The sequence below is a fragment of the Tenacibaculum soleae genome, from assembly GCF_030549005.1.
Classification (GTDB): Bacteria; Bacteroidota; Bacteroidia; order Flavobacteriales; family Flavobacteriaceae; genus Polaribacter; species Polaribacter soleae.
Window position 1 is genome coordinate 296,992 of sequence record NZ_JAUOSW010000002.1, and the last position, 26,691, is coordinate 323,682.

19 protein-coding genes are annotated in these 26,691 nt (G+C 28.4%); 9 read left to right on the top strand and 10 right to left on the bottom strand.

From position 1 onward, the window contains the following. Positions 1-2: 2 nt before the first annotated feature. Together Q4586_RS03775 and Q4586_RS03780 are read right to left on the bottom strand one after the other, a co-directional pair. Positions 3-671 (bottom strand): hypothetical protein, encoded by a 669-nt coding sequence (locus Q4586_RS03775; RefSeq protein ID WP_303526441.1) that lies wholly within the window; start codon positions 669-671, stop codon positions 3-5. Positions 672-713: 42 nt separating this feature from the next. Continuing rightward, positions 714-986 (bottom strand): hypothetical protein, encoded by a 273-nt coding sequence (locus Q4586_RS03780; RefSeq protein ID WP_303526442.1) that lies wholly within the window; start codon positions 984-986, stop codon positions 714-716. Between the two features lie 413 nt (positions 987-1,399). Here Q4586_RS03780 and Q4586_RS03785 point away from each other — a divergent pair, with 413 nt between their 5' ends. From Q4586_RS03785 to Q4586_RS03795, 3 genes are all read left to right on the top strand, one after another. Further along, complete coding sequence (locus Q4586_RS03785) at positions 1,400-1,876, top strand: Hsp20/alpha crystallin family protein (protein WP_303526444.1); 477 nt, start codon at positions 1,400-1,402, stop codon at positions 1,874-1,876. 97 nt (positions 1,877-1,973) lie between these two features. Then, on the top strand, positions 1,974-2,234 hold the full coding sequence (locus Q4586_RS03790; RefSeq protein ID WP_068704264.1) for a YodC family protein: 261 nt from the start codon (positions 1,974-1,976) through the stop codon (positions 2,232-2,234). A gap of 11 nt (positions 2,235-2,245) precedes the next feature. After that, complete coding sequence (locus Q4586_RS03795) at positions 2,246-2,734, top strand: hypothetical protein (protein ID WP_303526446.1); 489 nt, start codon at positions 2,246-2,248, stop codon at positions 2,732-2,734. Between the two features lie 62 nt (positions 2,735-2,796). On the opposite strand, the gene Q4586_RS03800 is transcribed toward Q4586_RS03795, so the two are convergent. Continuing rightward, positions 2,797-3,459 (bottom strand): AbiU2 domain-containing protein, encoded by a 663-nt coding sequence (locus tag Q4586_RS03800; protein ID WP_303526448.1) that lies wholly within the window; start codon positions 3,457-3,459, stop codon positions 2,797-2,799. A gap of 160 nt (positions 3,460-3,619) precedes the next feature. Further along, positions 3,620-6,847 (bottom strand): hypothetical protein, encoded by a 3,228-nt coding sequence (locus Q4586_RS03805; protein ID WP_303526451.1) that lies wholly within the window; start codon positions 6,845-6,847, stop codon positions 3,620-3,622. A 204-nt stretch (positions 6,848-7,051) separates the two neighbouring features. Here Q4586_RS03805 and Q4586_RS03810 point away from each other — a divergent pair, with 204 nt between their 5' ends. Beyond that, the gene (locus Q4586_RS03810) at positions 7,052-8,683 is read left to right on the top strand and encodes an ABC-F family ATP-binding cassette domain-containing protein (RefSeq protein WP_303526453.1); all 1,632 of its coding nucleotides are present in this window, start codon (positions 7,052-7,054) and stop codon (positions 8,681-8,683) included. Between the two features lie 11 nt (positions 8,684-8,694). Here the strand turns inward: Q4586_RS03810 and Q4586_RS03815 are convergent, their stop codons facing one another. After that, complete coding sequence (locus Q4586_RS03815; RefSeq protein WP_303526454.1) at positions 8,695-10,545, bottom strand: LTA synthase family protein; 1,851 nt, start codon at positions 10,543-10,545, stop codon at positions 8,695-8,697. Positions 10,546-10,571: 26 nt separating this feature from the next. Further along, entirely contained in the window at positions 10,572-11,600 is a 1,029-nt protein-coding gene (tsaD, locus tag Q4586_RS03820; protein ID WP_068704240.1) for a tRNA (adenosine(37)-N6)-threonylcarbamoyltransferase complex transferase subunit TsaD, read from the bottom strand. Positions 11,601-11,719: 119 nt separating this feature from the next. On the opposite strand from tsaD, the gene Q4586_RS03825 reads away from it, so the two are divergent. From Q4586_RS03825 to Q4586_RS03845, 5 genes are all read left to right on the top strand, one after another. Continuing rightward, positions 11,720-16,180, top strand: coding sequence for a translocation/assembly module TamB domain-containing protein (locus Q4586_RS03825; protein ID WP_303526455.1), 4,461 nt, complete (start codon positions 11,720-11,722; stop codon positions 16,178-16,180). Between the two features lie 9 nt (positions 16,181-16,189). After that, positions 16,190-17,113, top strand: a complete 924-nt coding sequence (locus tag Q4586_RS03830) for a polyprenyl-phosphate transporter (RefSeq protein ID WP_303526457.1) — start codon at positions 16,190-16,192, stop codon at positions 17,111-17,113. A gap of 25 nt (positions 17,114-17,138) precedes the next feature. Continuing rightward, positions 17,139-18,146, top strand: a complete 1,008-nt coding sequence (locus tag Q4586_RS03835) for a DUF368 domain-containing protein (RefSeq protein ID WP_068704236.1) — start codon at positions 17,139-17,141, stop codon at positions 18,144-18,146. Further along, positions 18,127-18,891, top strand: a complete 765-nt coding sequence (locus tag Q4586_RS03840; protein WP_303526460.1) for a shikimate dehydrogenase family protein — start codon at positions 18,127-18,129, stop codon at positions 18,889-18,891. The genes Q4586_RS03835 and Q4586_RS03840 overlap by 20 nt, the downstream gene beginning before the upstream one ends. A 78-nt stretch (positions 18,892-18,969) precedes the next feature. Further along, complete coding sequence (locus Q4586_RS03845; RefSeq protein WP_303526462.1) at positions 18,970-20,814, top strand: DUF349 domain-containing protein; 1,845 nt, start codon at positions 18,970-18,972, stop codon at positions 20,812-20,814. A 1,017-nt stretch (positions 20,815-21,831) separates the two neighbouring features. Here the strand turns inward: Q4586_RS03845 and Q4586_RS03850 are convergent. The 4 genes from Q4586_RS03850 to Q4586_RS03865 form a co-directional block, all read right to left on the bottom strand. After that, positions 21,832-22,950: an energy transducer TonB gene (locus Q4586_RS03850; RefSeq protein WP_303526464.1), complete on the bottom strand. Its 1,119-nt coding sequence runs from the start codon at positions 22,948-22,950 to the stop codon at positions 21,832-21,834. 301 nt (positions 22,951-23,251) lie between these two features. Then, entirely contained in the window at positions 23,252-23,857 is a 606-nt protein-coding gene (locus tag Q4586_RS03855) for a hypothetical protein (protein ID WP_303526467.1), read from the bottom strand. Between the two features lie 179 nt (positions 23,858-24,036). Beyond that, positions 24,037-24,966: a peptidylprolyl isomerase gene (locus Q4586_RS03860; protein ID WP_068704226.1), complete on the bottom strand. Its 930-nt coding sequence runs from the start codon at positions 24,964-24,966 to the stop codon at positions 24,037-24,039. A gap of 125 nt (positions 24,967-25,091) precedes the next feature. Then, complete coding sequence (locus Q4586_RS03865; protein WP_303526471.1) at positions 25,092-26,684, bottom strand: hypothetical protein; 1,593 nt, start codon at positions 26,682-26,684, stop codon at positions 25,092-25,094. Positions 26,685-26,691 lie beyond the last annotated feature (7 nt).

A 26,691-nucleotide genomic window follows, 5' to 3' on the forward strand; every position in this document is an offset into this window, starting at 1 on the left:
TTTTACATCATAATTTTTTCTCCTTGTTCAATTAACTTGTCTGAACTCTCATTATTCTCAATAATTTCAAATATTTTAAATTCCACGTGTTTATAGAAGTATTTATTTAAATTTGTTTTAATATGTTCTTTATTTAAATCCATTTGTTTGGTGAGTTCTATTCCAATAACAAAATATGGTTCTTGATATTTTTCTACATTAACAAACAAGGCAATATAAAAATTTTTAACAGGAACAATATTTAAGTCATTTTTCTTTAAAGCTTTAACAATGTTTTTTTTGTCTGAGATATTGACTTTAGAAAAGATGTTGTGAATAATTTGAATATTTACTTCTCTTTTTTCAAGATGTTCTTGCGTTACATTAATCACAACATCTTTGGTTATATCTATTCCTGTTTGTAGTTTAATATCGATCGGGCAAGGATTTTGTAAAATATTAATTCCTAATGATTCAAGGATATTAACATTTACACCTTTCGCAATTGATTTCCCTTTATTATAGATTTTAACAATTCGTTTACCTTTATCTCGTTTAATTACATTTGCTTCTATTCGACCTTTCTTTTCCTCTGATTTATCCTTTTCTAATTTCTTTATTTGGTAGTCATTAATAAGTTCAGATTGTTTTTTTATTTTTATGTCATGATTGAAATAAGTGAAAATAGCCAATAAAAGGGCAATAATTAATTAATAAGTCCAATTATTTCCATGTTATTTAAATTTAATATTTTTATTTCCTTTGAAGGTTTCTTTTAGTATGTTATTCATTTTTTGTTGTAAATCAATTTGAACTTCTTTTTTAGTTTTCTCAATTTCTTGTGATATATTTTCTTGATTTAATTCTACTAATTCATTATATTCTCCGTTATATTCTTTTTCACATCGATTACATTTAATCCAAGATTTATCATCATTATATTCAAAATCGGAGTCTCCACAAGTTATACATTCAAGTTTTACTGATTTATTGTAATTCTCTTTCATAGTTAATTTAGTTTATTTTTTTACCTTATAGCTAACATGTTTATCTATGATTTCGTTGCGTTGATTAAGCACTAAAGTTAGCAAATAAATCACAGATAGAAAGTCCGTGATGACTTTCGTAAGTATGCTGTAACTAGCAATGAATTATACACGTTGTTGTTTGTAGTGCTTATTCCAAGATTTTATTTCCCACAATTATTTTCTAATTTTATTATAAATATAAAATGAAAATATGTCATTTTATTGTGAGTAAATATGTCAATTATTTAGAATTGTGACAAAATTTCATTTTTTAATGTATTAAATTTAGTAAAATAACTATTTATTCGTAATGGCATTTTTTTTGCACAAAGAATATAGAAGTCGAAGCGATTTCAAATTTGAAATAATGTTTAATTTAAAATTTTATAATTATGAACAATTTAGTAACTGTTCCTAAAAATGGAAGTTTAGCGAACAGCAATTCAAATCAAAACTTTCCAACTTTGTCAAATTGGTTAGATGACATTTTTAATAGAGACTTACCATCAGTATTTACTTCAAATTTCAATACTGGTATTACTTTACCAAAAGTAAATATTAAGGAAACTGCCGATGCTTTTATGATAGAAATGGCTGTTCCAGGGTTAAAAAAGTCAGATTTTCAGCTTGACCTCGATAATCAATTATTATCGATTTCGACAGAAACGAATGAAGAAAATGAACACAAGGAAGAAAATTATACTCGTAGAGAGTTTGGTTATTCCTCGTTCAAAAGAACCTTTAATTTACCAGAAAGTGTAAACGATGAAAAGATTAATGCAAATTATGAAAATGGTATTTTAAGTATTCTTTTACCAAAAAAAGAAGAGGCAAAACAAAAGCCTGCCAGAAGCATTAAGATATCATAATTGTTTCATTAAATTTTAGAGTAAAATGTTAAGAAGGATGCTGATTTTTTTCAGCATCCCCTTAATAATAAGTTTAATTCTTTAAAATTATAATGTTATGCCAAGAAAGTTTAAATCTGGGGAATGGGTAACAGTTAAAGGAAAACTTACCTCCCCAAAAATGCAAGTTATCAAATATGTCCCAAAAAAAGATTCAATATTTGGTTTAGTTAATAATGACAATTATTTGGAATGTGTTTGGTATAAAAATGGTGAAAGAAAATCAAAAGTATTCCACCAAAACAAATTGATTAAAATGATAGAAACTAGTGGTTTGTTAAAAAGAGATACAACAAACCCAGAATTAAGTTTAGCTTAAAATTTAAAGTGATGAAAAAGTATATTTTAATATTTATGGTTAGCTTGTTAAGTATTAGTTGTAACGGACAAGAAAATGAAACTAAAAAGCTTGAAAAAGAAGATAATAAAACTGATATAGTTGAAGAGCCTAAAGGTACTTGGAAAGTTGATAAAGAATTTGATGAAAAAGGAAACTTAATTAGATATGACAGTATTTATTCTTGGTCTTCCAACGATAAGTTCGATAATCTCTCATTGTCAGATAAAGGTAGTTTGATGCAATCTTTTAAATCACGATTTTTCTCAAACTATTCAGGATTTGAAAATCAAGGATTTGATGATGTTTTTTCTCAAGATTCACTTTTCAGCAAACATTTCTTTAATGATGATTTTTTTGGAAGTAATTTTGGTAAAGACTTTATGGACATTGATAAATTAAGGCAACAAATGATTGCAAGACAGAAGAAATTTTTAGAAAAATATCAGTCAGAATTTATCAAACCTGAAGACGAAAACTAAATAGTTTTCGTCTTTTTTTTTCTTGAGTAGGCGAGAACCAGCCATTAATTATATACGGTATTCTACGCTGGGTTTTCATTCAATATTTTCCAGATTTGGTCTAAATCATCACTCCATTCATTTTTCAAATATTTATCTAATAATAGTTTCCTTATTTTGTGATATTTAGATAGATTAATGATTTCATCTGGTGGGTTTTTCCATATATTGAAAAGAGCATCAGAGCTTTTAAAATGAGATAGAATTTTTTTATAAATCGTCTCTGATTTTTCAATAGTTTCGTACATATCGATTAACCGCAAATCGTATTCAATTGTATCTTTATTTTTATCTAAATGAGCATATTGATTATTTCTTAAGGTTTTTATCTTTTCAAGATTATGCTCAATTAAATCATTTATTTGTAACTCAATTTGGTTCAGTTCAGCTTGAGTCATTTGATTATTCCATTCAATTTTATGAATATTTGATTTTGCAAAATTTATTGTCTTTTTCAAGCTAAAATACTCTTTTGGATTCAGTATTTTATGAATGTTCAAGACTAAAAGTTTTACTGAATTAAAATATGTTCTATAAAGAAATTTTGATTTATCTACAGTAATTTTAAAATATTCTTTTTCCGTATTAGATAAGTGTTGAATGTCGCTTTTTAATATCTCTAATTCCACTAAGAGTTTGTAAGTTTCGCTCATTTTTTCTTTAAATATGGAATTTGGATTTTTCATTTTTCAATTTGCCGCCAACGTGTTTGTATATGGTTTGTTGCGTGGTTTAAGCAACTAATTTAGTAAATAATTACCGACCAAGAAAGTCCGAGAGGACTTTCGTAAGTAGGCAAGAAGCCAACAATAAATTATATACGGTGTTGTGCGGTCGTGCTTTTTTTTATTTTCTTTTTTCTTTCAATAATTTTAGAATTGGAGCATTTTCAATATTTGCAGGAATGATTGGTATGTCATCTTCGGTTATAACAACACTTTCAGGACTATGAATTCCGATTTCCCAAGCGTTAATAAATTTCAATTTAGTTTTAAGTATTCCTAATTCAGGAAAAGGTTTCATATTAGTCTCCTTATCAACATAAGCAGGTATTAATAAGTATTCTTTAAAATATTTATAACCATTAATCAAATTATCTAAATTAGTACTACTTGTGGCTTCCATTCTATGAAATCTAGATGATAATGAAATAAAAGAGCCATCTTTCATTTGATTTTTTCTAATATCCTTACTTATTAAAACTTTATACCAATACGGATTATCTTTTCTAATGCCTTTAATTATAGAAATAGAGATTGTTTCTTCATTATCAATTTTTCCATATTCTTTTATCCAATTTTCAAATATCTTTTTAGCAGCATGTTCATTATCAAAAGCTAATAAAATGCCAAAAGGTGTTGGTTGTGGCATTTGTACAAAACCAAATGCTTTCCACTTAGCTTTATCCCATAAATGATTGTCAATTATTGTTTCTGCGGTCATGTTTTTATGAGTTACAGAATTGAAATCTGGTTTTTCTTTGTTATTTTCATTCTTTTCCAAATTAGATTGAGATAGTACTATAGGACTTGAAATTCTTTTTAAACGAAAATTTTTGGTATTTTCATTTACCCAGTTCTTTAGAAAGAATTTAGGGTTTGTAGTTAAGGTATTTGTTAAGAAATTTTTATGTTCAACTATTAGGGTTAACCTTTCGTGAACTTCGTCATTTTTGTATAAATTCTCAAAAAAATCTTTATAATCTTTAAACATGTAGTTACTTCCAATAATTAAAGGAATTAGTTCGTCCATTAATTCAGGAATATCTTTTGAAGTATACTCATAATTTTGATTAATGGATAAGTCAATTAAATTTTTACTCTCATGTTTTATTTTAAAGAATTTATCTAATTTCTCATATTTAATATTTAATGTAATTTTTTCAGATAATGGAAACGCATCTTCAAAAGCAGTTGCCAAAAATGATTCCAAATAAGCAAAAATAGTTTCTCCTAAAATTAAAAGTTGTATATCATCTTTTGAATTAATTATAAATTTTATTCCTAGTATTCTAGTGTAAGATGTTATTTCATTTTTATTTAAAAAATTAGTCTCAAAAGCCATTTGTTCTACAAAAGGTTGGTTTGCTAATTTATTATAAAATTCTTTGAAATTTTCTTTTGTATATGAAGGGCTTCTAGACTTATCAATTTCTATTAAATCTTCATAACCCAATAAATATAAAACTGAATCAGCACTTAGCCAAAGTTTATTTTTAGTTAAAACATCTGATAAACTTGATAATTCTTTGAAATTTTTAAAGTCAGTATTTAATAACCTTGTAGAAAGACAAGCGTCTATGAGGTTTTCAATAGACATTTCTTCATTTTCTGAATTTATTTCTGATTCAAAATAATATTTTATTACGTTAAAAAGTTCATACCAAGTTAGTAATATAGGAATACGACCAAGTATAACTTCATTTTTTAAAATTTGTTCAATACTGTTGTATAATCTTCGATTGATTGTACCTGTAGTAAAGAATTCGTTGATATAAAGATTAATTGCAGAAATGACACAATTATTAGAAGCCCAATGTAAGCCTAAATTCGAATATGCTTCACTTAATAGCATTAAACAAAAATAAAATTCGTCTTGAGTTTCTTCTTTAGCTAGCTTTCTAACAGCTTTTCCAAAGAAGACTAAACTTTCTTTATTTAAGCCATTCTTTAACTTAGTGCTTCCTCTATTCAAATAAATTTTAGCAGAAGCTAATTCTGAAACTCTGGTAGATTCTAATTCTGCAATAACAAAAATCAAATCATCATAATCTTCATTGTCAGGTAAAATTTTATCGTAAACATTAATAAATTCCTTTAATTGTTCAAAAGGTATATCTAAATGCTTTTCACTTAATTTAAAGTATTCTTTAAGTTTTATCAACTCATCAGAAACTGAAATTCCATTTTCTATTTTTTGTCTCAATTGAAAAAATGATAAATGAAATTTAGCAAGGAGAGAAGTAGATGGTTTTTCTTTGTTTTTAGAACATTTACTAATGAATGTTATAAAATCTTTCTCTTCTTTTTCGATATCAATGACAAGTATATACTTTGTTTCTTCAAGGCATGATATAGTTTTAAGAATATTTAAAAGGTTCAAATAAAACTCTATGTTGTTTAAGTTTGGATGATTTTGAACTAATTCTTTTACAATTAAGAACTCTTCGTAAAAAGATTTATAGTCGTCATACCAATTAATTAATGTCCAGGAAAGTTGATAATGGATTCTTATTTTTTGCTGTATATTATTTAATTTATTTACAAACCTTTTTGCTCTTTCAAATTTCCCTATAACTTCTGTCTTTGGCAATTCTAACATTCTAGATAAGATGGCACTTTCTAAACAATCCTCTACTAATTGGAAGTCAACTTCGAAGGTTCTATCTGAGTTATTTACTGTTTCTTCAATTTCAGATAGTTTCTTTGTCCTTTCCAAGTCATTTGCTCCTATTTTTTTTTCTTCTCGATGTAAAGATGATAGGTTTAAACTGTCGATAACTTCGTTTAGAAGATGATTACTATAAACCTTTTCAATTATCCATTCAGCATCAAGAATAATAAGTTCAATTCCGTATTTTTCATTAAGAAGGTCTTGAGTTTCTTTTTTCTCTTTGCTACGGATTTTTTGATTTGAAAAAAAATATGTTTTTGTGTAACCTCTATTTGTTTCAACAATTTTTTTTACATCAGATTTAACTTTTGGTTTCCAATCTTTTTTAGCACTTATAGCAAACGCCCAATTCTCATTTTCGTTCCACTTATTTTCACTGATAAACCATCTATCAGAAATATATCTAGAAACTGGATATGTTTCTGAATCTGTTTTTCCATCCCCACCACCTGTTGGTCCAACCTGTGGTATTAAATTCGGAGTAATTAATTTTTCAGCTAATCTACGGCAAAGGTTTTCAAAACTATCATGTTTTTGGTTCGTAGAAATTTGACTTAATTCGAAAGCTAATTGTTCTTTAGTTAATAGAACTTTTGATTCAGTTGTGGAATCTGAAAAAAAATCAGGTCTTAAATTTCTATAAAATTGTGAAGGAGTTGGGAATTTTTCTTTTTCGTTCATATTTTACAGGGTGAGTGAGTTGCATGCTGCACAACTCGTTATATGCGTAACTTTATTCTCATTATTCCACTTTTAAAAAGAATAACACAAAGTATCAGCAATTTTTTTCTTGTAAATATAACAAAATCAATAAATAGCATTCCTTAAAGTTTTTAATAAGTTATGCACAGTTTTTGCTAATTTCGCGATTCAAAATATAGATGCATGATTACTGTAGATCAATTAACGGTTGAGTTTAGTGGAAAAACCTTATTTAAAGATGTTTCGTTTGTAATAAACGAGAATGATAAAATTGCTTTAATGGGTAAAAACGGTGCCGGAAAATCAACTATGATGAAAATTATAGCAGGAGTTTCTAAAGCTAGCAAAGGCGGAGTTAGGAGTCCGAAAGATACAGTAGTTGCATACTTGCCACAGCATTTGTTAATGGAAGATAATTGCACGGTTCGTGAAGAAGCATCGAAAGCTTTTGATGCTGTTTTTAAAATGAAAGCCGAAATGGATTCATTAAATAAACAGTTAGAAACGCGTACCGATTACGAATCGGAAGAATACATGAAAATTATTGAGCGTGTTACGGATTTAGGCGAAAGTTATTATGCATTAGAAGAAGTAAATTACGAAGCTGAGGTAGAAAAAGCACTAAAAGGATTAGGATTTAAGCAAGAAGATTTTGATCGATTAACAAGCGAGTTTAGTGGTGGTTGGCGTATGCGAATTGAATTGGCTAAAATTTTATTACAAAAACCCGATTTAATTTTATTAGATGAGCCTACGAATCACGTAGATATAGAATCAGTGATTTGGTTAGAAAACTTTTTATTAAACAAAGCCAAAGCAGTTGTGGTAATTTCGCACGATAAAGCATTTATCGATAATATTACCAACCGAACTATTGAGGTTACCATGGGAACGATTCATGATTATAAAGCGAATTATTCGCATTATTTAGAGCTTAGAAAAGAACGTCGTTCACATCAAATAAAAGCCTACCAGGAACAACAGAAAACAATTGCTGATATTAAAGGATTTATAGAGCGTTTTAAAGGAACGTATTCTAAAACAAATCAAGTTGCTTCCCGTGAACGAATGTTAGAAAAAATTGTTCCTATTGAGATAGATGAGGTAGATACAACGTCGTTAAAATTACGTTTTCCGCCCTCACCACGTTCGGGAGATTATCCAGTAAAAGTAGAAAGTTTAACCAAAAAATACGGCGATTTGACCGTTTTTGAAGAGGCTAGTTTTTCAATTGCTCGTGGCGAAAAAGTGTCGTTTGTTGGGCGTAACGGAGAAGGAAAATCAACCATGATTAAAGCAATTATGGGCGAAATAGATTTTGATGGTGAATGCGGCTTAGGGCACAATGCCAAGGTAGGGTATTTTGCACAAAATCAAGCCTCATTATTAGATCCTGAATTAACCGTTTTTCAAACCGTAGATGAGGTTGCAGAGGGCGATATAAGAACTCAAATAAAAAACATTTTAGGACGTTTTATGTTTGCTGGCGATGATATTGAAAAGAAAGTAAAAGTGCTTTCGGGTGGAGAAAAAACACGTTTAGCAATGGTTAAATTATTGCTAGAACCTGTAAATGTGTTAATTTTAGATGAGCCTACAAATCACTTAGATTTACGATCTAAAGATGTGATAAAAGAAGCTTTAATGCATTTTGACGGAACTTTAATTTTGGTATCTCACGATCGTGATTTCCTGCAAGGTTTATCAGAAAAAGTATTCGAATTTAAAGACCAACGTGTTATTGAGCATTTTGAAACTATTGATGCCTTTTTAGAGCGCAATAATATAAAAGCATTAAAAGAAATTGATTTATAAGGTTGATTGTCTTATCTATCTAAAAAATCTTGATAGGCTTTTTGGCTAATTGCTTTTCCTAAAGAATCTAAAGGTTTGTAATTTCCTTTTTTAATTACGGGTTTGTTGCTAACATAATCGTAAACAAATGTTCCATTTTTAGAAATGGTACCAAATCCTTTGTTAAAAACATAATGAACATACTGATTTTTAGAGTTGTTAAAAATATGTTTTCCGTATTCAAATTGTTTCGAATTTCCGTTTAGTAAATCGGTTAACGTATATGCAAAATCACTTTGGGCACTAAAGTTATCAATTGTAATTCCTGTTTTTGCTAATGCGCCACCTAACCAAACCATTGGTATTTGAAACTTTTTAGGAGCGTTAAAATAACCTTCGTGCTTTGGTAATGGATGTCCGTGATCAGACATAATTACAATTAATGTATTATGCCACCAAGGTTGCTTTTTAGCATCTTTAACAAATTTACCAATTGCTTTATCAGTATAAGCCTGTGCACTTTTGTATAAGTTTTCTTCAGAGTCTTTTCCGAACTTGTATTCATCAGGAAACTCATAAGGTTCGTGACTTGTTAAGGTTAGTCCGATTTGAAAAAATGGTTGTTGTAGTGTTGGTTCAGATAAATCTTTCATAAAACGATCTAAAAAAATATGATCGTGCGCACCCCATTTCGAATTCCAATTTTCTTTATCAAACTCAGCTCCGTCTACAATTTTATCAATACTACCGTTGCGTAAATAGGTAATCATATTACCAAAATTACTGTCGCCACCATAATAAAACCCAGTATTGTAACCTAAGTTCTTCATTTCTTTGGTTAATGTAGGTAGTGATTTTGATTTATGTGGCATTTTCATGATACTGGTTGTAGGTTGGGGATAATAACCGCTTAAAATTGCAGGAACACCTTTGTCGGTTCGATCGCCATTTCCGTAAAAATTGGTAAATAAAATACCTTCTTCTGATAATTTATTTAAATTTTCGGTAACATTAGGTGCACCTCCTAATACTGCTACAGATTTTGCAGATAAACTTTCCCAAATAAGCAGGATAACGTTAGGTTTTTTGGTGTTTAAAATAGTATCAGATCCTATTAAAAGTTGATTTCTTGTTTTGTTGATAATATTTTCAGCAACCTTTTCTTTATAATGTTTGTACGGGTTTTTATCATCTATTTTATGGGTTAATGTGTTGGCAAAATTCCAAATAAAATTTACTGCCGCATGATTAGCAAACATTTTTGTAGAAAAATATACATTACTTTGGTTGATAGGAATGTTTGCAAATCCGCCTCGTATAGGAATAATTAAAAAACCAATCATTAAAAGTAAAATAGGTATTTCTAAAAAAGAACCTTTCGTTAAATTATTGGTGATTTTTCGGATTACTTTATTGAAAAAATAAATTATGATAAGAGAAATAAGAATCCATATAAAAACACCACCTATAAGTTGTATTGTAGCAACAGAAGCTAACATTAATTTAGGGTTACTTAAATAACTTACTAATGTAGCATCGATACGAACTCCCCAAGATTTATATAAAATAATATCAATTAACATTAATAAAGTAATACCAAAAATGAGGATAAAGGTGTATGTTTTAATAAAATAAGATATAATTTTTTTGGGTATCCAAATAGAAAAAATAATAATTAAAAACGGAATAGCAGTTAAATATGCTGCAAACGAAAAATCTAATTGAATTCCGTATAAGAAGGTTTTTAAAATAGTAATAAAACCTAACTCAATAGTTTTATCAAAATAAAAAGTTAAAAATAAAAAACGAGCAAGTAAAAAATATGTTACCCATAAAAAGTAATACGTAACATTAAATAAAAATCTGTTTTTAAAACTATTCATAATGATTTTATTTCGAAGAGGTTTTTTTATTCGGTAACTTTTAAACGTGCTTTAGCGGTAACTGAAATATCAGAAAAATCGGCATCTAAATACTTTAAGTAGCCAGCAATAGCAATCATTGCGGCATTATCGGTAGTGTATTCAAATTTAGGAATATAGGTTGTCCATCCCCAATGTTTTTCGGCAAGTGTTAAGCGTTTTCTAATTTCTGAATTTGCCGAAACGCCACCAGCAATGGCAATATGTTTAATACCGGTTTGTTTTACAGTGTTTTTTAATTTCTCCATCAATATTTCAACAATAGTGTATTGAATAGAGGCACAAATATCATGTAAGTTTTCTTTAATAAAATTAGGGTTTTCTTTCACGTTTTTTTGAATGAAACGTAAAATACCTGTTTTTAATCCACTAAAACTAAACTGTAAATCACCAACTTTAGGTTTTGTAAATTGGTAGGCTTTCGGGTTTCCTAACTGAGCATATTTATCAATTAATGGGCCACCTGGATAAGGTAAACCTAATATTTTAGCTGATTTATCAAAGGCTTCACCTACAGCGTCATCAATAGTTTCGCCCAAAATTTCCATATCAAAATAATTGCTAACTTTTACAATTTGTGTATGTCCGCCACTTATGGTTAAACATACAAAAGGAAAAGGTGGGGTTTTACTATCCTCTTCATCAATAAAATGCGCCAAAATATGTGCTTGCATATGGTTCACATCTATTAATGGAATGTTTAATCCTAAGGCAAAAGATTTAGCAAAGGAAGTACCAACCAATAACGAACCCATTAAGCCAGGACCACGAGTAAAGGCGATAGCATTTAAATCGTTTTTAGTAATATTAGCCTGTTCAATAGCTTGCTGTACTACCGGAACAATATTTTGTTGGTGCGCTCTTGAGGCAAGTTCAGGAACTACACCACCATACTTAGCGTGTATTTCTTGATTAGCAACCACGTTACTTATTACTTTTCCGTTGTAAATTACCGAAGCACTTGTATCGTCACAAGAGCTTTCAATACCTAAGATATAGCTGTTTTTTGTACTCAATGTTTTTTGTATTAAAATGCAAAAATATCGATATTGCGTTAGAATTTCGTTAAAATTAATATTTCTTTAAAATAAGGCAGCATTTTTGCAGTTAGCTGATTACATTTGTTGGTCATTTTATGAAAGGTACTATTATTAAAAAATTAGGTAAAATACTATGGAGATTCTTAAAGTACGTGTTGCTTTTTATAATCTTGCTTATTATTTTACTATCATTACCTTATGTACAAAGTAAGTTAGCAAAAGAAGCAACAAATTGGGTTAATAAAGAGTTTAATACTAATATTGTTGTAAAAAGAATTGATTTATCGTGGTTAGGAAGCGTTCAGTTAAAAGAAATTGAAATAAGAGACCATCATAAAGATACCCTTATTTTTGTTCAAAATTTAAGCACTTCACTACTAAATGCCAAAAAAGTATTAGAAAATCGCGTTGATTTAGGCGAAGCTTCTTTAAAAGGCGCTTATTTTAATATGAGAACCTATAAAGGAGAAAAAAATGATAACATGGCTGTTTTTTTAGATAGCTTTGAAGATGGTAAACCACGAGATAGTTTGGCAACTCCTTTTGTTTTAGGAAGCGATAAAATTGCTATTGAAAATTTAACTTTTAAATTACTTGATGAAAACGATAAAAAGCCATTAAAATTTGCAGCCTATAATGCAAGTGGTAATTTATTAAACTTTTCAATTGTAGGACCTAATGTTTCTCTTAAAATGAGAGAAATGAATTTTACTGAAAATAGAGGTATTAAGGTAGTTAATTTTTCTACAGATTTTATGTACACTAAAAAATACATGGATTTTAAAAATACACTATTAGAAACCAACAATGCCTCAAAATTACAAGGAGATATAAAATTAACATACAACCGTAAAGATTTCGTTAATTTTAATGATAAGGTAAACTTTAAAGCACAATTATCAAAAAGTGCTCTTGCAATTAAAGATTTAAATAAATTATATAATGAATTAAACGGAAATGATATTTTGTATTTTACAGGAGTCATGGAAGGTGTATTAAATAACTTTAGCGCCAATAATGTTAAACTTCATTCTAAAAATGGAATGAAAGTAATTGGAAATATGGGGTTTGTTAATGCTATAAAAACAAGTAGAGGTTTTGTTTTTGACGCTGAATTTGATAATGTAACGGCAAATTATTTTCAATTAAAAAACGTACTTCCTAATTTATTGGGTAAGTCATTACCATCAGAGTTTCAGCGATTAGGAAACTTTTCTCTTAATGGAATTGTTAGGATTACTCCTGAACAAATGAATGCAACACTTTCTGTAAAATCAGAAATTGGTACTATAATATCTGACTTACAATTAACAGAAATAGATAATATTGATGAAGCAGCTTATGTGGGTGAAGTAGAGTTTGATAAATTTGATTTAGGAGTTTTTACTAACGATCCTATACTTGGCCAAATATCGCTAAAAGCTGATGTAAATGGTAGAGGGTTTAATGTAGATAATATAAATACTATTATTATTGGAAAGGTAAGTAGTCTTAGTTTTAATAATTATGAATATAAAAATTTAAACGTTAATGGTCAATTTCAAAATAAAAAATTTGATGGATTATTAGATGCAAGAGACATTAACTTTAAAATGAATTTTGAAGGATTAGCAGATTTTTCATCAGCAATAAATAAATTTGATTTTGTAGCGAATATTGATAAAATTGATTTAAAAAAAACAAACTTATTTACACGTGATAGTATTGCAAAATTAAAAGGGAAAATCAAATTAAATATCTCAGGAAATACTTTTGATGATATTATAGGTAAAGCAATATTTAAAAATGTAGTGTATACAAATCAAAAAACACAATATCCTTTTAAAATTTTTGAAATAAATTCATCCGTAAAAGATAGTATTAAAACCATAGCTGTTAACTCAGAAGATATTGTTAAAGGTGAGCTAAAAGGAAAGTTTTCATTTGAAGAGTTAATGCCAATAACTCAAAATGCTTTAGGAAGTGTTTATACAAATTATGTACCGAACAAAGTAACTCCAAATCAATTTTTAGATTTTGATTTTACAATTTACAATCAAATTATTGATGTGTTTTTACCCAATATATCCATTGGTAAAAATACAAGATTAAAAGGGAAAATTAATTCTGATAAAAATGCTTTAAAACTAACATTTACATCGCCTCAAATAAATGCATACAAAAACGAAATAGAAGACGTAATATTAAGATTAGATAATAAAAATCCATTATACAATACCCATTTAACCGCAGGTAAAATTAATACCAAATATTACAATATAGAAAAGTTAAACTTATTAAATAGAACACAAAATGATACCCTGTATTTTAAATCTGTTTTTAAAGGAGGTATAGATTATACAGAAAGTTTTAATGTAGATTTTTATTATACAATTAATGAGTTGCAAAAATCAGTTGTAGGCTTACAAAAATCAACCTTTAACTATAAAGGGTATGATTGGGTTGTTAACAATAAAGAAAACAAAGAACATAAAGTAACTTTTGATTTAAAAGAAAATAATTTTTTAATAAGTCCATTTACACTCGAATCTGGACAGCAAAAAATTCAATTTAAAGGAATTGTTAGAGATACCACTTACAAAGACTTAAAAGCTGATTTTAATAAGGTAAAATTAGGTAGTTTTTTACCTATAATAGATAATTTGAAATTAACAGGAGACCTAAGTGGTAGTGTTGATTTTAAACAAGAAAATAAAAAATTAACGCCCAAAGGAAATCTGCTGATAGAAAATTTTCATATAAATGATTCATCTCAAGGAGACTTGGCATTAAACGTAACAGGTGATAATTCATATGAAAAATATAAAGTAAACCTTTCTTTAATAAGTGAAAAGGCAAAAAATATTTCAGCAATAGGAGGGGTAGATTTATCAAAAGAAAAGCCAACAATTGATTTAAATGTTTCTTTAAAAGAATATGAAATAGCTGCTTTTAGTCCTTTAGGAGAAGAAGTTTTAGATAAACTTAGAGGAAAAGTAACAGGAGATTTTACAGCAAAAGGATATTTAAATAATCCTGATTTTCAAGGGGTTTTGAATTTTGAAGAAGCTGGTTTAACATTTCCGTATTTAAATATCGATTTTGATTTAAAAGGAAACACAAGTATTGTTTTAGAAGAGCAGCAATTTAAATTAGATAACGTTTTATTAGAGGATACAAAGCATCAAACTCAAGGAACTTTATCAGGTTATATTGCACACCAAAACTTTAAAGATTGGTATTTAAAATTAGATATAGATACTGATAATTTATTAGTATTAGATACAAAAGAGAAAGAAGAAACATCGTACTACGGAACTGGATTTTTAAATGGGAATGCCGAAATTAGAGGACTTACAAATAATTTAGATATTGTTGTAGAAGGAAAAACAAATAAAGGGACAGTGTTTGTAATACCTTTAAACGATGTAAAAACGATAGATAATTATAAATTAATCCGTTTTAAAACAGGTAAACCAAATGAGGAAAAAATAAACAAAAGTATTAAAGATATAAAGGGGCTCGATTTAAAAATTAATTTAGAAGTTACTAAAGATGCTATTGCACAGGTTGTTATAGATAAAGTGTCTGGGAGTGAATTAAAAGGTAGTGGTGAAGGTAATTTAAGAATTGATATAAATACGCTAGGTAAATTTAAAATGTATGGCGATTTTGAAATAGACAAAGGACTATATAATTTTAAATACGCAGGAATATCAAAACCTTTTACCGTTCAAAAAGGAGGAACCATAGCGTGGAATGGTAATCCGTATGAAGCAGAATTAGATTTAACCGCCATTTACCAAACCAAAGCAAATCCAGCACAATTGTTAGATAATATTAATTCTAACCGTAAAATACCGATAGACTTATACACAAAAATAACAGGAGGTCTATTTAATTCTAAACAAGAATTTGATATAAAAATTCCAAACGCAAACTCTACAGTTGCCTCTGAGTTAGAGTTTATATTAAACGGAAACGATTTAAATACGAAAATGCAACATTTTTCTTTTTTATTAGCTTTCGGAACCTTTTATAATGAAGATGCAATAGGTAATAGCGCAGCTTCTGGTTTAACAGGAACTGCCTCAGAAATAGCATCAAGTATTTTAACAGATATGTTAAATAATAAAGATAATAAGTTTCAATTAGGATTAGGTTATACGCAAGGAGATAGAGGTAATGTAAATGATTTAAGATCAGATGATCAGGTTGATGTATCTATTACAACACAATTAAGTGACCGCGTTTTAGTAAATGGTAAAGTAGGTGTTCCTGTTGGAGCAAATACCCAAACAAGTGTAGTTGGCGAAGTAAAAGTAGAGGTGTTATTAAATGAAGAAGGTAGTTTAAGAGGTACTGTTTTTAATAGACAAAACGAAGTGCAATACTCTACAGAAGAAGAAGGTTATACACAAGGTATTGGTCTTTCATATCAGGTTAATTTTAATAACTTATCAGATTTAGGTAAAAAATTAGGATTAAAGAAAAAAAAGAAATCAATAAAAATAGACACATTACAACTTAAAAAAAATAAGTTAATTAAATTTAAACCAGCAAAGAAAAAAGATTAATCAATTTATATGAGCAGAACAAGTAAAGATTACCTTGTAATAATGTTAAAAGGAATGGCAATGGGAGCTGCAGATGTTGTTCCTGGGGTTTCAGGAGGAACTATTGCTTTTATTTCAGGAATTTATGAAGAGTTACTAAACTCAATTAGTAATATTAATTTAACACTTTTTAAAACATTAAAAAAAGAAGGAGTAAAAGCAGCTTGGCAACAGTTAAATGGTAACTTCTTAGCATCTCTTTTTGTTGGTGTTTTTATCAGTATTATATCTTTAGCAAAAGTAATTTCTTGGATGTTAATAAGCCATCCAATTTTATTATGGTCTTTTTTCTTTGGATTAGTTTTAGCAAGTATAATATATATAGCTAAACAAATTACAAAATGGAATATAATAACGGTTGTGTTAGCTATTTTAGGAGCTGTATTAGCATACTATATTACCACTTTAAATCCTATGATATCTGAAAATTCCTCAACACTTTTTATGTTTTTTGCAGGTGCAATAGCAATTTGTGCGATGATTTTACCAGGTATTTCAGGTTCTTTTATATTAGTGCTTTTAGGAGCTTACAAACCCGTTTTAGAAGCAGTAAATAATCGAAATATTACAACTATAGCAGCTATAGGAGCAGGAGCTATTATTGGATTATTGTCTTTTTCTAGAATTTTAAAGTACTTATTTAAAAACTATAAAAATTACACGTTAGCGGTTTTAACAGGTTTTATAATTGGTTCTTTAAATAAAATATGGCCATGGAAAAAAGTACTAACTTTTAGAACAAATTCCCATGGCGAAAAAGTACCTTTTAACGAACTTTCTATTTCTCCTTTTTCTTATGAAGGAGACTCGCAAATAATTTATGCATCTGCACTAATAATTATAGGATTCGTATTAATTTTAATACTCGAAAAAATTGCAGTAAAGCAGCAATAATATTTTAGTTATCTAATAAATAAAGATGTATATCAAACGTACTTTATCTGAAAAAACTAGTCTTTTTTTTAAAGGATTAATTATGGGAGGAGCAAACAAAGTTCCTGGGGTTTCAGGCGGTATGGTTGCTTTTGTAATGGGGTTTTATAATGAGCTTATTTATTCTTTTCAAAAAATAAATGGTAAAGCCTTTATGCTTTTGCTAAGAGGTAGGTTTAAAAGCTTTGTACAATATACGAACTTGCAATTTTTGGCATTGGTGATGCTTGGAAGTATGTTTAGTTATTTTAGTATTTCTTTAATTTTAGATTATTTTCTAAAAAATTATGAAGGCTATGTTTGGTCATGGTTTTTCGGAATGATAATAGGATCTATTTATTACATTTCAAAAGATTTTAATGATTGGAAACTTAAAAACGTTATTTCATTAATTATTGGTATTTCAATCGGAATATTTATTAGTTTTATGACTCCTGCAAAAGAAAATGACAATCTTTGGTTTGTGTTTATTTGTGGAATTATTGGTGTTTCAGGAATGACTTTACCAGGTTTATCAGGCTCATTTATTTTAATATTATTAGGTAATTATGTATTATTATTAGTTGATAGTGTAAATGTTTTAGGAGGGGTTTTAGTAAATGTTTTATCTGGTAATTTTGAAGTTTTAAAAGATCAAACAAAAATTAAATATCTAAAAATTATAACTGTTTTTACAGCAGGATCAGCTTTTGGATTGGTATCTATGTCTCATATATTAGGATATGTTTTAAAAAAATGGAACCAAATTGTAACAGCAATAATTATCGGATTTATCACCGGCTCTTTAGGTATTGTTTGGCCATGGAAAAAAACAATATTTAAAATAAAAAACAAAAACTTTTTATTAGATCAAAAAGGAAATAAAATAGTTGAAAACTACGAACGTTTTATTCCTGATTTTTCAATAACTCAAACATGGATTTCAATCATGTTTATTCTTTTAGGTATTGCCTTAATTTTAATAATCGATTTTTATGGAAAAAAAAGAAAATAAAAGTACTTACGCTTTAGTTGGCAAAAATATTTCATATTCATTTTCTAAGGGATATTTTACAGAAAAGTTTAAAAAATTGAAATTAGATAATAGTGAATATATAAATTTTGATATTCAATCAATCAATCAACTTCCTGAAAAAATAAAAGAATACAAAGGTACTTTAAAAGGAATGAATGTTACGATTCCGTATAAATTAGAAGTTTTTAATTTTTTAGATAAAATAGATAAAAAAGCACAAAAAATAGGAGCTGTAAATACAGTAAAAATATCAAAAAAAGGAAAACTAAAAGGGTTTAATACAGATGTATATGGCTTTAAAAAATCATTAAAACCTTTATTAAAAGCACATCATACAAAAGCATTAATTTTAGGAACAGGTGGTGCTTCAAAAGCAATAGCTTATGTGTTAAAAAAACTAAATATAAAATATAAATTTGTATCAAGGAATCCTAAGGGAAAGAAAGAAATTTCTTATCAAGATGTAACTAGTAAAATTATTCAGTCTAATTATTTAATAATTAACTGTACACCTTTAGGTACACATCCTAATATTAAAGAATTTCCAAGTATTCCTTATGAATTTATAACAAGTAAGCACTTATTATTCGATTTAATATACAACCCAACTGAAACGATGTTTTTAAAAAAAGGAAAAGAAAAAGGGGCAGTAGTAAAGAATGGATTGGAAATGCTAGAGCAACAAGCCGAAAAAGCTTGGAAGATATGGAATAGTGATAACTAGTTTAAAATAAAATTTGGTATTCTATAAGAATCCGTATATTTATAAAATAAATCTAAAAGGAACCCAAACATTGTAGATATGTTAGAAAATAACGAGGAAATAATACAAGAACCAACAGTTCAAAAAAATTCAGTCATTAAAGAACAAACTAATGATGCAGTAAATGAAGTAGAGAACGAAGTAGCAAACGAAGCTGAAAAAGCAGAGGAGAAGCACACAATACCAATGTTAGATTATGCTGCAATGGAGTTAGAGTTGTTGGTTGAAGAATTAAAAAAGTTATTGAATAATTATCAAGTTCAACAATTAAAAACCAATGTTGATGCACTTAAAAATGCTTTTAATACAAAATTTGGTGTCTTAATATCTGAAAAAAAGGAAGCTTTTTTAGCAGAAGGAGGAAACTCTATAGATTTTCAGTTTTCAAGTCCAGTAAAATCAGAATATAATAAATTATTAGGAGAGTATAAGGTTAAAAGAGACGCTTATTATTCACAGTTAGAAAAACAGTTAAAGGAAAACCTTGACAAGAGAAACAGCTTAATTGATGAGTTAAAAGCACTAATTGTTAATGCAGATGCAAAAACAATGTATAATGATTTTCAAGAGATTCAAAAAAAATGGAAAACAATTGGACCAGTTCCAAAAACAAAATATAACGATACCTGGAAAATATATCATCATCACGTTGAGCGTTTTTATGACCTATTGCATTTAAATAAAGATTTTAGAGAGTTAGATTTTAAACATAATTTAGAAGAAAAACTAAAGTTAATTTCACGAGCAGAAGCTTTGAATGATGTAGTAGATGTAAATGTAGCATTTAAAGATTTACAAGACTTACATAGATTGTGGAAAGAAGAAATAGGCCCAGTAGGTAAAGAACATAGAGAAGATGTTTGGAATAAGTTTAGTGAGGCAACAAAAAAAATACATGATAAACGTCATCAATATTTTAGAGAATTAAAATCTAAATATCAAGAAATGATTGACGCAAAATTAGAGGTAGTAAATCAAATTAATGTATTTGATACTTCTAATAATAAATCACATAGTGATTGGCAAAAGAGTATTGTCGAAATTGAAAAATTAAGAAAAAAATATTTTGATATAGGAAAATTGCCGTACAATAAAAGCGAAGCAGTTTGGCAAAAATTTAAAGAAGCAACAAAAAAGTTTAATAGTGCTAAAAATGTTTTTTATAAAGCAGAGAAAAATATTCAAAATGAAAATTTAAAAAATAAAATAGCATTAATAGAATTAGCTGAAAGTATTAAAGATAGTGAAGATTGGATTGAAGCAACAAACACTATGAAACGCATTCAATCAGACTGGAAAAAAATTGGCCATGTACCAAGAAAATTTTCAGATGATATTTGGAAACGATTCAAAAATGCTTGTAATTATTATTTTGATAGGTTTCATGCTCAAAAAAATGAGCAAAATAAAGAGCAACTAGCCATTGTAGAAGCAAAAAAAGTTTACATAGAAGAAATTAAATCTTCTGAAAACTTAACATTAGATACGATAAAAGAAAATATTTTAAAATGGAGAGATTTAGGTGCTTTGCCAAGAAATGCTCGTCATTTAGATGAAAAATTTAATAAAGCAATAGATGCACATTTAGGCAACTTAGATATGAGTAAAAATGAGATTGAAATGATGAAGTTTAAAAACATCATTGATACTTATTTGTCGCAAGAAGATTTTAAAAAAATAGATAATGAACAATACTTTATCCGTAAAAAGATAGATGAATGTGTAAAAGATATTCAGCAATTAGAAAATAATCTAAGTTTTATTTCAAATGCTAAAGATGATAACCCGTTAGTACTAAATGTTAGAAAGGGAATAGAAGAATTTAAAACTAAATTAACTATTTGGAAAACTAAACTGAGCTACATTAAAAAAATAGATTACTAAACAAAATATAACTACTTAAAAGGAACTGTTTTAGAACCTCAGATTAAATTATAATCTGAGGTTTTTTTATTCATTAATTTTAAATTTTACATGGATCAAAACTAAAATAATTATTAAATGAAGACCTTTTTAAAATAAATTACGAATGTACTTGAGTTAACCTTTTTTTTAGAAAAGCTACATAAACAAGATATTAAAAAGTTATTAGAAAATGAGTTAGATATTCATTTAAATCACGAAAATAACTATAAAAGTAAAGACACTAAACTTGGTAATAATTACAGCAACCGACAATTTAATAGGGTTACTGATACAATAAAACTATTTTACTTAACTTTCACTAAACGAATCAATATTGTATGTTAGGTAAGAAACCTTTGTTGTTATGTAGTTTGGATTGGTAAAAGAAGCTTACTATTAACATGTAGAAATCAATAAAATAGCTGCCCAAAGCAGCTTTAAAAGGTTTCAAAGATTAAATGAGAGCCAAGTATTCTTACGTTATTAAAAGTTGAAAAACAACTAGGTTGCACTCACCGTGTTTTCATCTTTCTTATTAAAATTAGAATAATCATTTACATTACCAAACTTATAAGAAAACCTAAATGGAAAAATTAAAAAATACATCAAAAATAAACTCTAGTTACTAACGCGCTTGATGTGGTTATGAAATCAGTATTTTATGCCTTAGAGAAAGTGCTAAAAAATTGACCATGTTAATCAGGAATAGGGGAGTTTATATTTTAAAACAGGATTAAACTACAAATAATTTAATTCTGAGATTTTAAAACTTACAAACTTTTAAGTTAGCGCCATAAAATTTATCAATCTAAATTAATAACTAACTATCAACTTCTATTTATTTAGATTTGTTGTGTTACAAGTTACTGAACGTATAACTATTTTAATTTTGTACTAATATTTTTACGTAAAAATATATATTTTTTTAATCACAAAAAAGAGTCTTAAATTATATATAATTTAAGACTCTTTTTCTATTGTTTACGTAAAAATTTTTTATTGATTTTGTAATGTAAAGTTAATAGGAATAAAATATTCAACATTAGCAAGTTTTCCATCATGCTTACCAGGAACAAAAGTAGCAAGTTTAGAAACCATTCTTTTTGCTTCTTGCTCTAAAAGTTCTCCGTTTTCAGGTCCTCTCATTCTAATATTACTTACTTTACCTTGTTTACCTATAATGAAACGAACCCAAACTTTACCTTCAATACCTTGTGTAGCGGCAGCTTCTGGGTAGTTAAAATTTCTTTGAATATGACTAATCATTCTGCTGTTAAAACAGTTGATTTTCTCACTATCTTTAGCTTTTAAACAAGCATTAAATAAAGGAATAGTTTGTACATCATTAAATTTAACGAAGTCAGTAATTAATTTCTCTTTTTTAACGGTTGCCTTAATCCCTTTTTTTATTACTCTTTTGGTTGTTTTTTTAACTACGCTCGCATCAGGATGTTTAAATGTAATTGGAACACCGTATTTAACCTTTACAGCCTTACCATTATGTTTACCAGGAATAAATTTTGGAAGTTTATTTACAATCCTACTAGCCTCAGCTTCTAATGAAGAACCTCCTTTAGGTCCTCTCATTTGAATTGTAGCAACATTACCCTGTTCGTCAATGGTAAACTGTACAAGTACTCTTCCCTGAACACCTGCATCAATAGCATCTTGTGGATATCTAAAGTTTTTTATAATATGTTTGTGCATTTGAGTTTCAAAACACTTAGATTGTTTTATTAATGGAACATTGTTACATTTAGAAAATAAAGGAATTTCTTCAACAAGGTTAAAAGGTATTCTTTCAATAGTTTCAGAATTATCTTCTAACTCAAGTTTTCCAACTAATAAAGTATTTTTCTTAATATTCGCCACTTTTTGAGAAGTAGTATTTCCACCAATAGCAGAAACAGCCTCATTCTTTTTACGAACAACACGTCTTCTTGTTGATACTTCAATGGTTAATTGCTTTTTACCTCCACCATCGGTATCTTCAATAGCACATTTTGTAATACTGTTTGGATCTGCTATAGATTCATCAGAAGTAGCACAAACTTCTTGTGCAGCAGCAGTGATAGACATAAGTACGGCTATAACTAATAAGGGAAATTTCTTCATAATCAAACTCTATTTAAGGGGTTAACAAGAGTCGTTAACTTTTATTAATGATGTAAAAATATGAAAAAATATTATATAATCAAACTTATTTTTATTTTAATGTATTGATAGCTACGTTTTTATTGTAGTAAGTTTGTTTTTTTAGTTTATTAAGGTGCTGTTTTTATGTTATAATTTATTACCTGTGTTATGTGTAAAATATAGATTTGTTATGATAATAATATTCTTTTTATTACTTTATTTCTAAAAAAAAACTTGTTTTGTTAATATTTTCTTTATTAATAAAATAACGTAATATTATTTAGTTTAATGTTAAGTTAAATGGAAAAGAATAAGTAACAATAACCGGAAGCCCTTTTTCTTTACCAGGGGTAAAGTTTGGTAGTTTATAAAGTATTCTGCTTAACTCTTTATGAAGTAATTTATCTTTATTTTTACTTTTAATTTGTGGATTTATTACTTTACCATAAAGATCAATGCTAAATTGTATAAAAATTTTATCCTTAATCATTTTATCACCAAATTTTTCTATATGAAAGTTTTTGGAAAAATGCTTGTTAATCCTTCTTTTAAAGCATTTTTTATTAGAGGATTTTGTTGATTTTTTACAAGATTCAAACATCGGAATTTCTTCAACTAACGTAAATAACACTTTTTTTGAAGTGGCTAATTTATTTTGTTTTTTATCAATTTTTCTATTTCTGTGATTCATCCTTTTTCTAGAAACTTTAGTTTTAATAATGTTTCTAGTTGTAGTTTTTTCTTCTTTAATATCACATTTTTTTATAGATATTTCATTTAAATCGATAACATTTTCGGTCGGAGTTTCACAAACAGCTTGACTGTAAATATTTGTGTAGTTAAAACAGAATATGCTAATAATAATCAGGGGGATAATTTTTTTCATTTGTTGTTTTTTTACATTGTAAAGATGAAAAATCAACCCCATTTAGAGTTTATGTAATTGTAATATGTGTTTTAATAAAAATGATAATAATTGTTAAGAAAGTTAATTTAGCGTAAACAAAAAGCCCCCTATTTTTCAATAGAGAGCTTTATAAATATATTTAATTAAGAACGCAAGTGTTATTTTACATCCATTAATTCAACATCAAAAATTAACGTTGCATTTGGTGGAATTACACCTCCAGCACCTGCTTCACCGTACGCTAAGTTAGATGGAATTACTAAACGGGCTTTATCGCCCACTTTTAGTAACTGAATACCTTCATCCCAACCAGCAATTACTTGACCTACACCAATAGCAAAATCAATTGGTTGCTTGCGTTTATATGACGAATCGAAAACCGTACCATCTAATAACTGACCTTTGTAGTGTACAGAAACAGTAGCACCTTTTGTAGCTTGTTTTCCGTCACCATTTTGTAAAACTTTATAACGTAAACCCGATGCAGTTTCATCATAACCAGCAGCAACAGAATCTAATAATTCTTTTTGTTTTGCTAATTCTTCAGCCTCACGTTTTTCACGTGAACCTTCAAAAGTTCTAAAAGCCTCAACAGCGTTAAATTTTTCAGCAGCCTCACCAACACGAATAATTTCAACATCCATCGTATCATCTTGGGCAATAGCATCAACCACATCCTGTCCTTCAATAACACTTCCAAAAACAGTATGTTTCCCGTCTAACCAAGGTGTAGCAACGTGTGTAATGAAAAACTGAGAACCATTAGTTCCAGGACCTGCATTTGCCATTGATAATTTACCAGGTGCATCGTGTTTTAAATCAGCATGAATTTCATCATCAAATTTATAACCAGGATTTCCAGTTCCAGTACCTTGAGGGCATCCACCTTGCACCATAAAATCTGCAATTACACGGTGAAACTTTAATCCATTATAATATGGAGTTCCTTGTGGCTTTGCGTCATTTTCTAAATTTCCTTCTGCTAAAGCAACAAAGTTACCTACAGTTCCAGGAGTTTTTTCATGTTCTAAATTCACTAAAACATCACCTTTCGATGTTTTAAACTTTGCGTAAATTCCGTTATTCATTTTACTATTATTTACTAATTAAACTATTATTTTGGGCGCTCGAGCGGGCTTTTCGTTATATCTTTTATTCATTCTTCATAAAAGGATGCCACTTCAATCCCTAGCGCAAATAAACTATGTACTTGTTATTTTATTGATAAGGTTGATAAGTTATAACTTATACCTATATTTATATTGTTTGATTTTACATTGCCAAAAGGCGAATAATATTTACCCACAGAAGCTAAAACAGCAATACTCTTGCTAACATCATAGCTTAAGCCTAATGTTGGGCGAATAATAATTCCTTCATCAGTATCTACACCTGCACCACCACCAGCACCAGCCATCATCTCAGCAAAACCACGCATTTTGTTGTTTAAAAATCGGGGAGAATATATTCCACCACCTACTAAACCATGGGCATAACCACCCGAACGACCATCGTAAGCAAAACTTGCTTCACCAGCAATGTAAAGCCATTTATTAAGGTCGTAATTAACTTTTAAACCAATTAATTGTAAATCAATTTCAGTCGCATTGTAAACGTCATCAGTTTTAGCTACATTAAAATAGGTTTGATTCTGAATTTCAATTCGTAAACCTTGAGTATAAAAATTGGTGTAATTTTTTTCTTCATTGGTTGTTCCTCCGTTTAAGCCAAAATATTTTAAACCAAATCCAAAAGTATAAGCTTCTAAATCGCCGTCAACAGCACCATAATATCCAGCATGACCACTTAAGGCTAGTTTTTTTGAAATTTTTAAATCCATCCCTGCAGAAGGGTAAATCATCAATCCACCTTCAGGAGCCACACGGCCACCTGCAGCACCAATACCTAATTTTGTAAAAATATTAATGTATTTTGATTGATATGGATGATAACCAGCACCAAAAAATAAATCCATAAAACCAGCACGTAAACCTTTGTAAATAGCATCGGTATGAGCAAATAAGAAGGTGTTTTCTGATATGTATTTTTGATATTCAAATCCAATAACATATAAGGTTTCAGTTAAATCATCGCCATTGTCTTTTTTAGAATTTCCTATCGGCTTAAAAAAGTCGAAACGAACTTGTTGTGCGTTTTTTACAATTGGCTTGCTCCAAAAATCATCTGAAGAAAGATTGTCAGCTATAAAGTTTTTATGAGCTTTATTGTAATCGGTAAAACGTAAAACACTCGGTATTTCAACAAAAATTGAAACAGAATTGCTTTTTATTTTACCTGATAAAAAATTTAAGTGACTATATTGTACCCCAAACGAATAGTTGTTTTTTTTGTATTGCAATCCAATATTTGGATTTATAAATCCGCCATCGTTTACCAAATTACGATATCCGCCACCACCACCAAAATGGAAGTTGGCATCAACATAAATATTTTTATAAAGTTGTTTGTTTACGCCAATTTCTGCACCTAAGGTAAATAAACCTCCTTGGTCTCCAGTTACAGCAAAATGAAATCCTGCACCACCATATAACCAGTCGTTAATTGGTATTTGATAATGTAAACCAGCCAATCCCATAGTTGGTTTTAAATTAGGAAACTCATCCGTAGGCATTTGAACAGGAATAAAGTTTAAACGAACTTTATTATGTAGTTCTTTTCCTTTTAAAAAGGAAAGGTTTTGTTGAGAAAAAGAGAAAAAAGAACATAGAAGAAAGAGCAAAGAGAATAATGTCTTTAAAAAAAAATCTTTGTTCTTCGAAATGATAGAATGTTTTTTGTTTTCCATTTTCTAA

What these genes read in the sequence shown, in the direction of transcription:
- Q4586_RS03835 (WP_068704236.1), top strand. Translation starts at nt 17,139, where the DNA reads ATGTATATCAAACGTACTTTATCTGAAAAAACTAGTCTTTTTTTTAAA.
- Q4586_RS03800 (WP_303526448.1), bottom strand. Translation starts at nt 3,459, where the DNA reads ATGAAAAATCCAAATTCCATATTTAAAGAAAAAATGAGCGAAACTTAC.
- Q4586_RS03845 (WP_303526462.1), top strand. Translation starts at nt 18,970, where the DNA reads ATGTTAGAAAATAACGAGGAAATAATACAAGAACCAACAGTTCAAAAA.
- Q4586_RS03860 (WP_068704226.1), bottom strand. Translation starts at nt 24,966, where the DNA reads ATGAATAACGGAATTTACGCAAAGTTTAAAACATCGAAAGGTGATGTT.
- Q4586_RS03795 (WP_303526446.1), top strand. Translation starts at nt 2,246, where the DNA reads ATGAAAAAGTATATTTTAATATTTATGGTTAGCTTGTTAAGTATTAGT.
- Q4586_RS03840 (WP_303526460.1), top strand. Translation starts at nt 18,127, where the DNA reads ATGGAAAAAAAAGAAAATAAAAGTACTTACGCTTTAGTTGGCAAAAAT.
- Q4586_RS03850 (WP_303526464.1), bottom strand. Translation starts at nt 22,950, where the DNA reads ATGAAGAAATTTCCCTTATTAGTTATAGCCGTACTTATGTCTATCACT.
- Q4586_RS03785 (WP_303526444.1), top strand. Translation starts at nt 1,400, where the DNA reads ATGAACAATTTAGTAACTGTTCCTAAAAATGGAAGTTTAGCGAACAGC.
- Q4586_RS03830 (WP_303526457.1), top strand. Translation starts at nt 16,190, where the DNA reads ATGAGCAGAACAAGTAAAGATTACCTTGTAATAATGTTAAAAGGAATG.
- Q4586_RS03810 (WP_303526453.1), top strand. Translation starts at nt 7,052, where the DNA reads ATGATTACTGTAGATCAATTAACGGTTGAGTTTAGTGGAAAAACCTTA.
- Q4586_RS03865 (WP_303526471.1), bottom strand. Translation starts at nt 26,684, where the DNA reads ATGGAAAACAAAAAACATTCTATCATTTCGAAGAACAAAGATTTTTTT.
- Q4586_RS03815 (WP_303526454.1), bottom strand. Translation starts at nt 10,545, where the DNA reads ATGAATAGTTTTAAAAACAGATTTTTATTTAATGTTACGTATTACTTT.
- Q4586_RS03805 (WP_303526451.1), bottom strand. Translation starts at nt 6,847, where the DNA reads ATGAACGAAAAAGAAAAATTCCCAACTCCTTCACAATTTTATAGAAAT.
- Q4586_RS03825 (WP_303526455.1), top strand. Translation starts at nt 11,720, where the DNA reads ATGAAAGGTACTATTATTAAAAAATTAGGTAAAATACTATGGAGATTC.
- Q4586_RS03780 (WP_303526442.1), bottom strand. Translation starts at nt 986, where the DNA reads ATGAAAGAGAATTACAATAAATCAGTAAAACTTGAATGTATAACTTGT.
- Q4586_RS03790 (WP_068704264.1), top strand. Translation starts at nt 1,974, where the DNA reads ATGCCAAGAAAGTTTAAATCTGGGGAATGGGTAACAGTTAAAGGAAAA.
- Q4586_RS03855 (WP_303526467.1), bottom strand. Translation starts at nt 23,857, where the DNA reads ATGAAAAAAATTATCCCCCTGATTATTATTAGCATATTCTGTTTTAAC.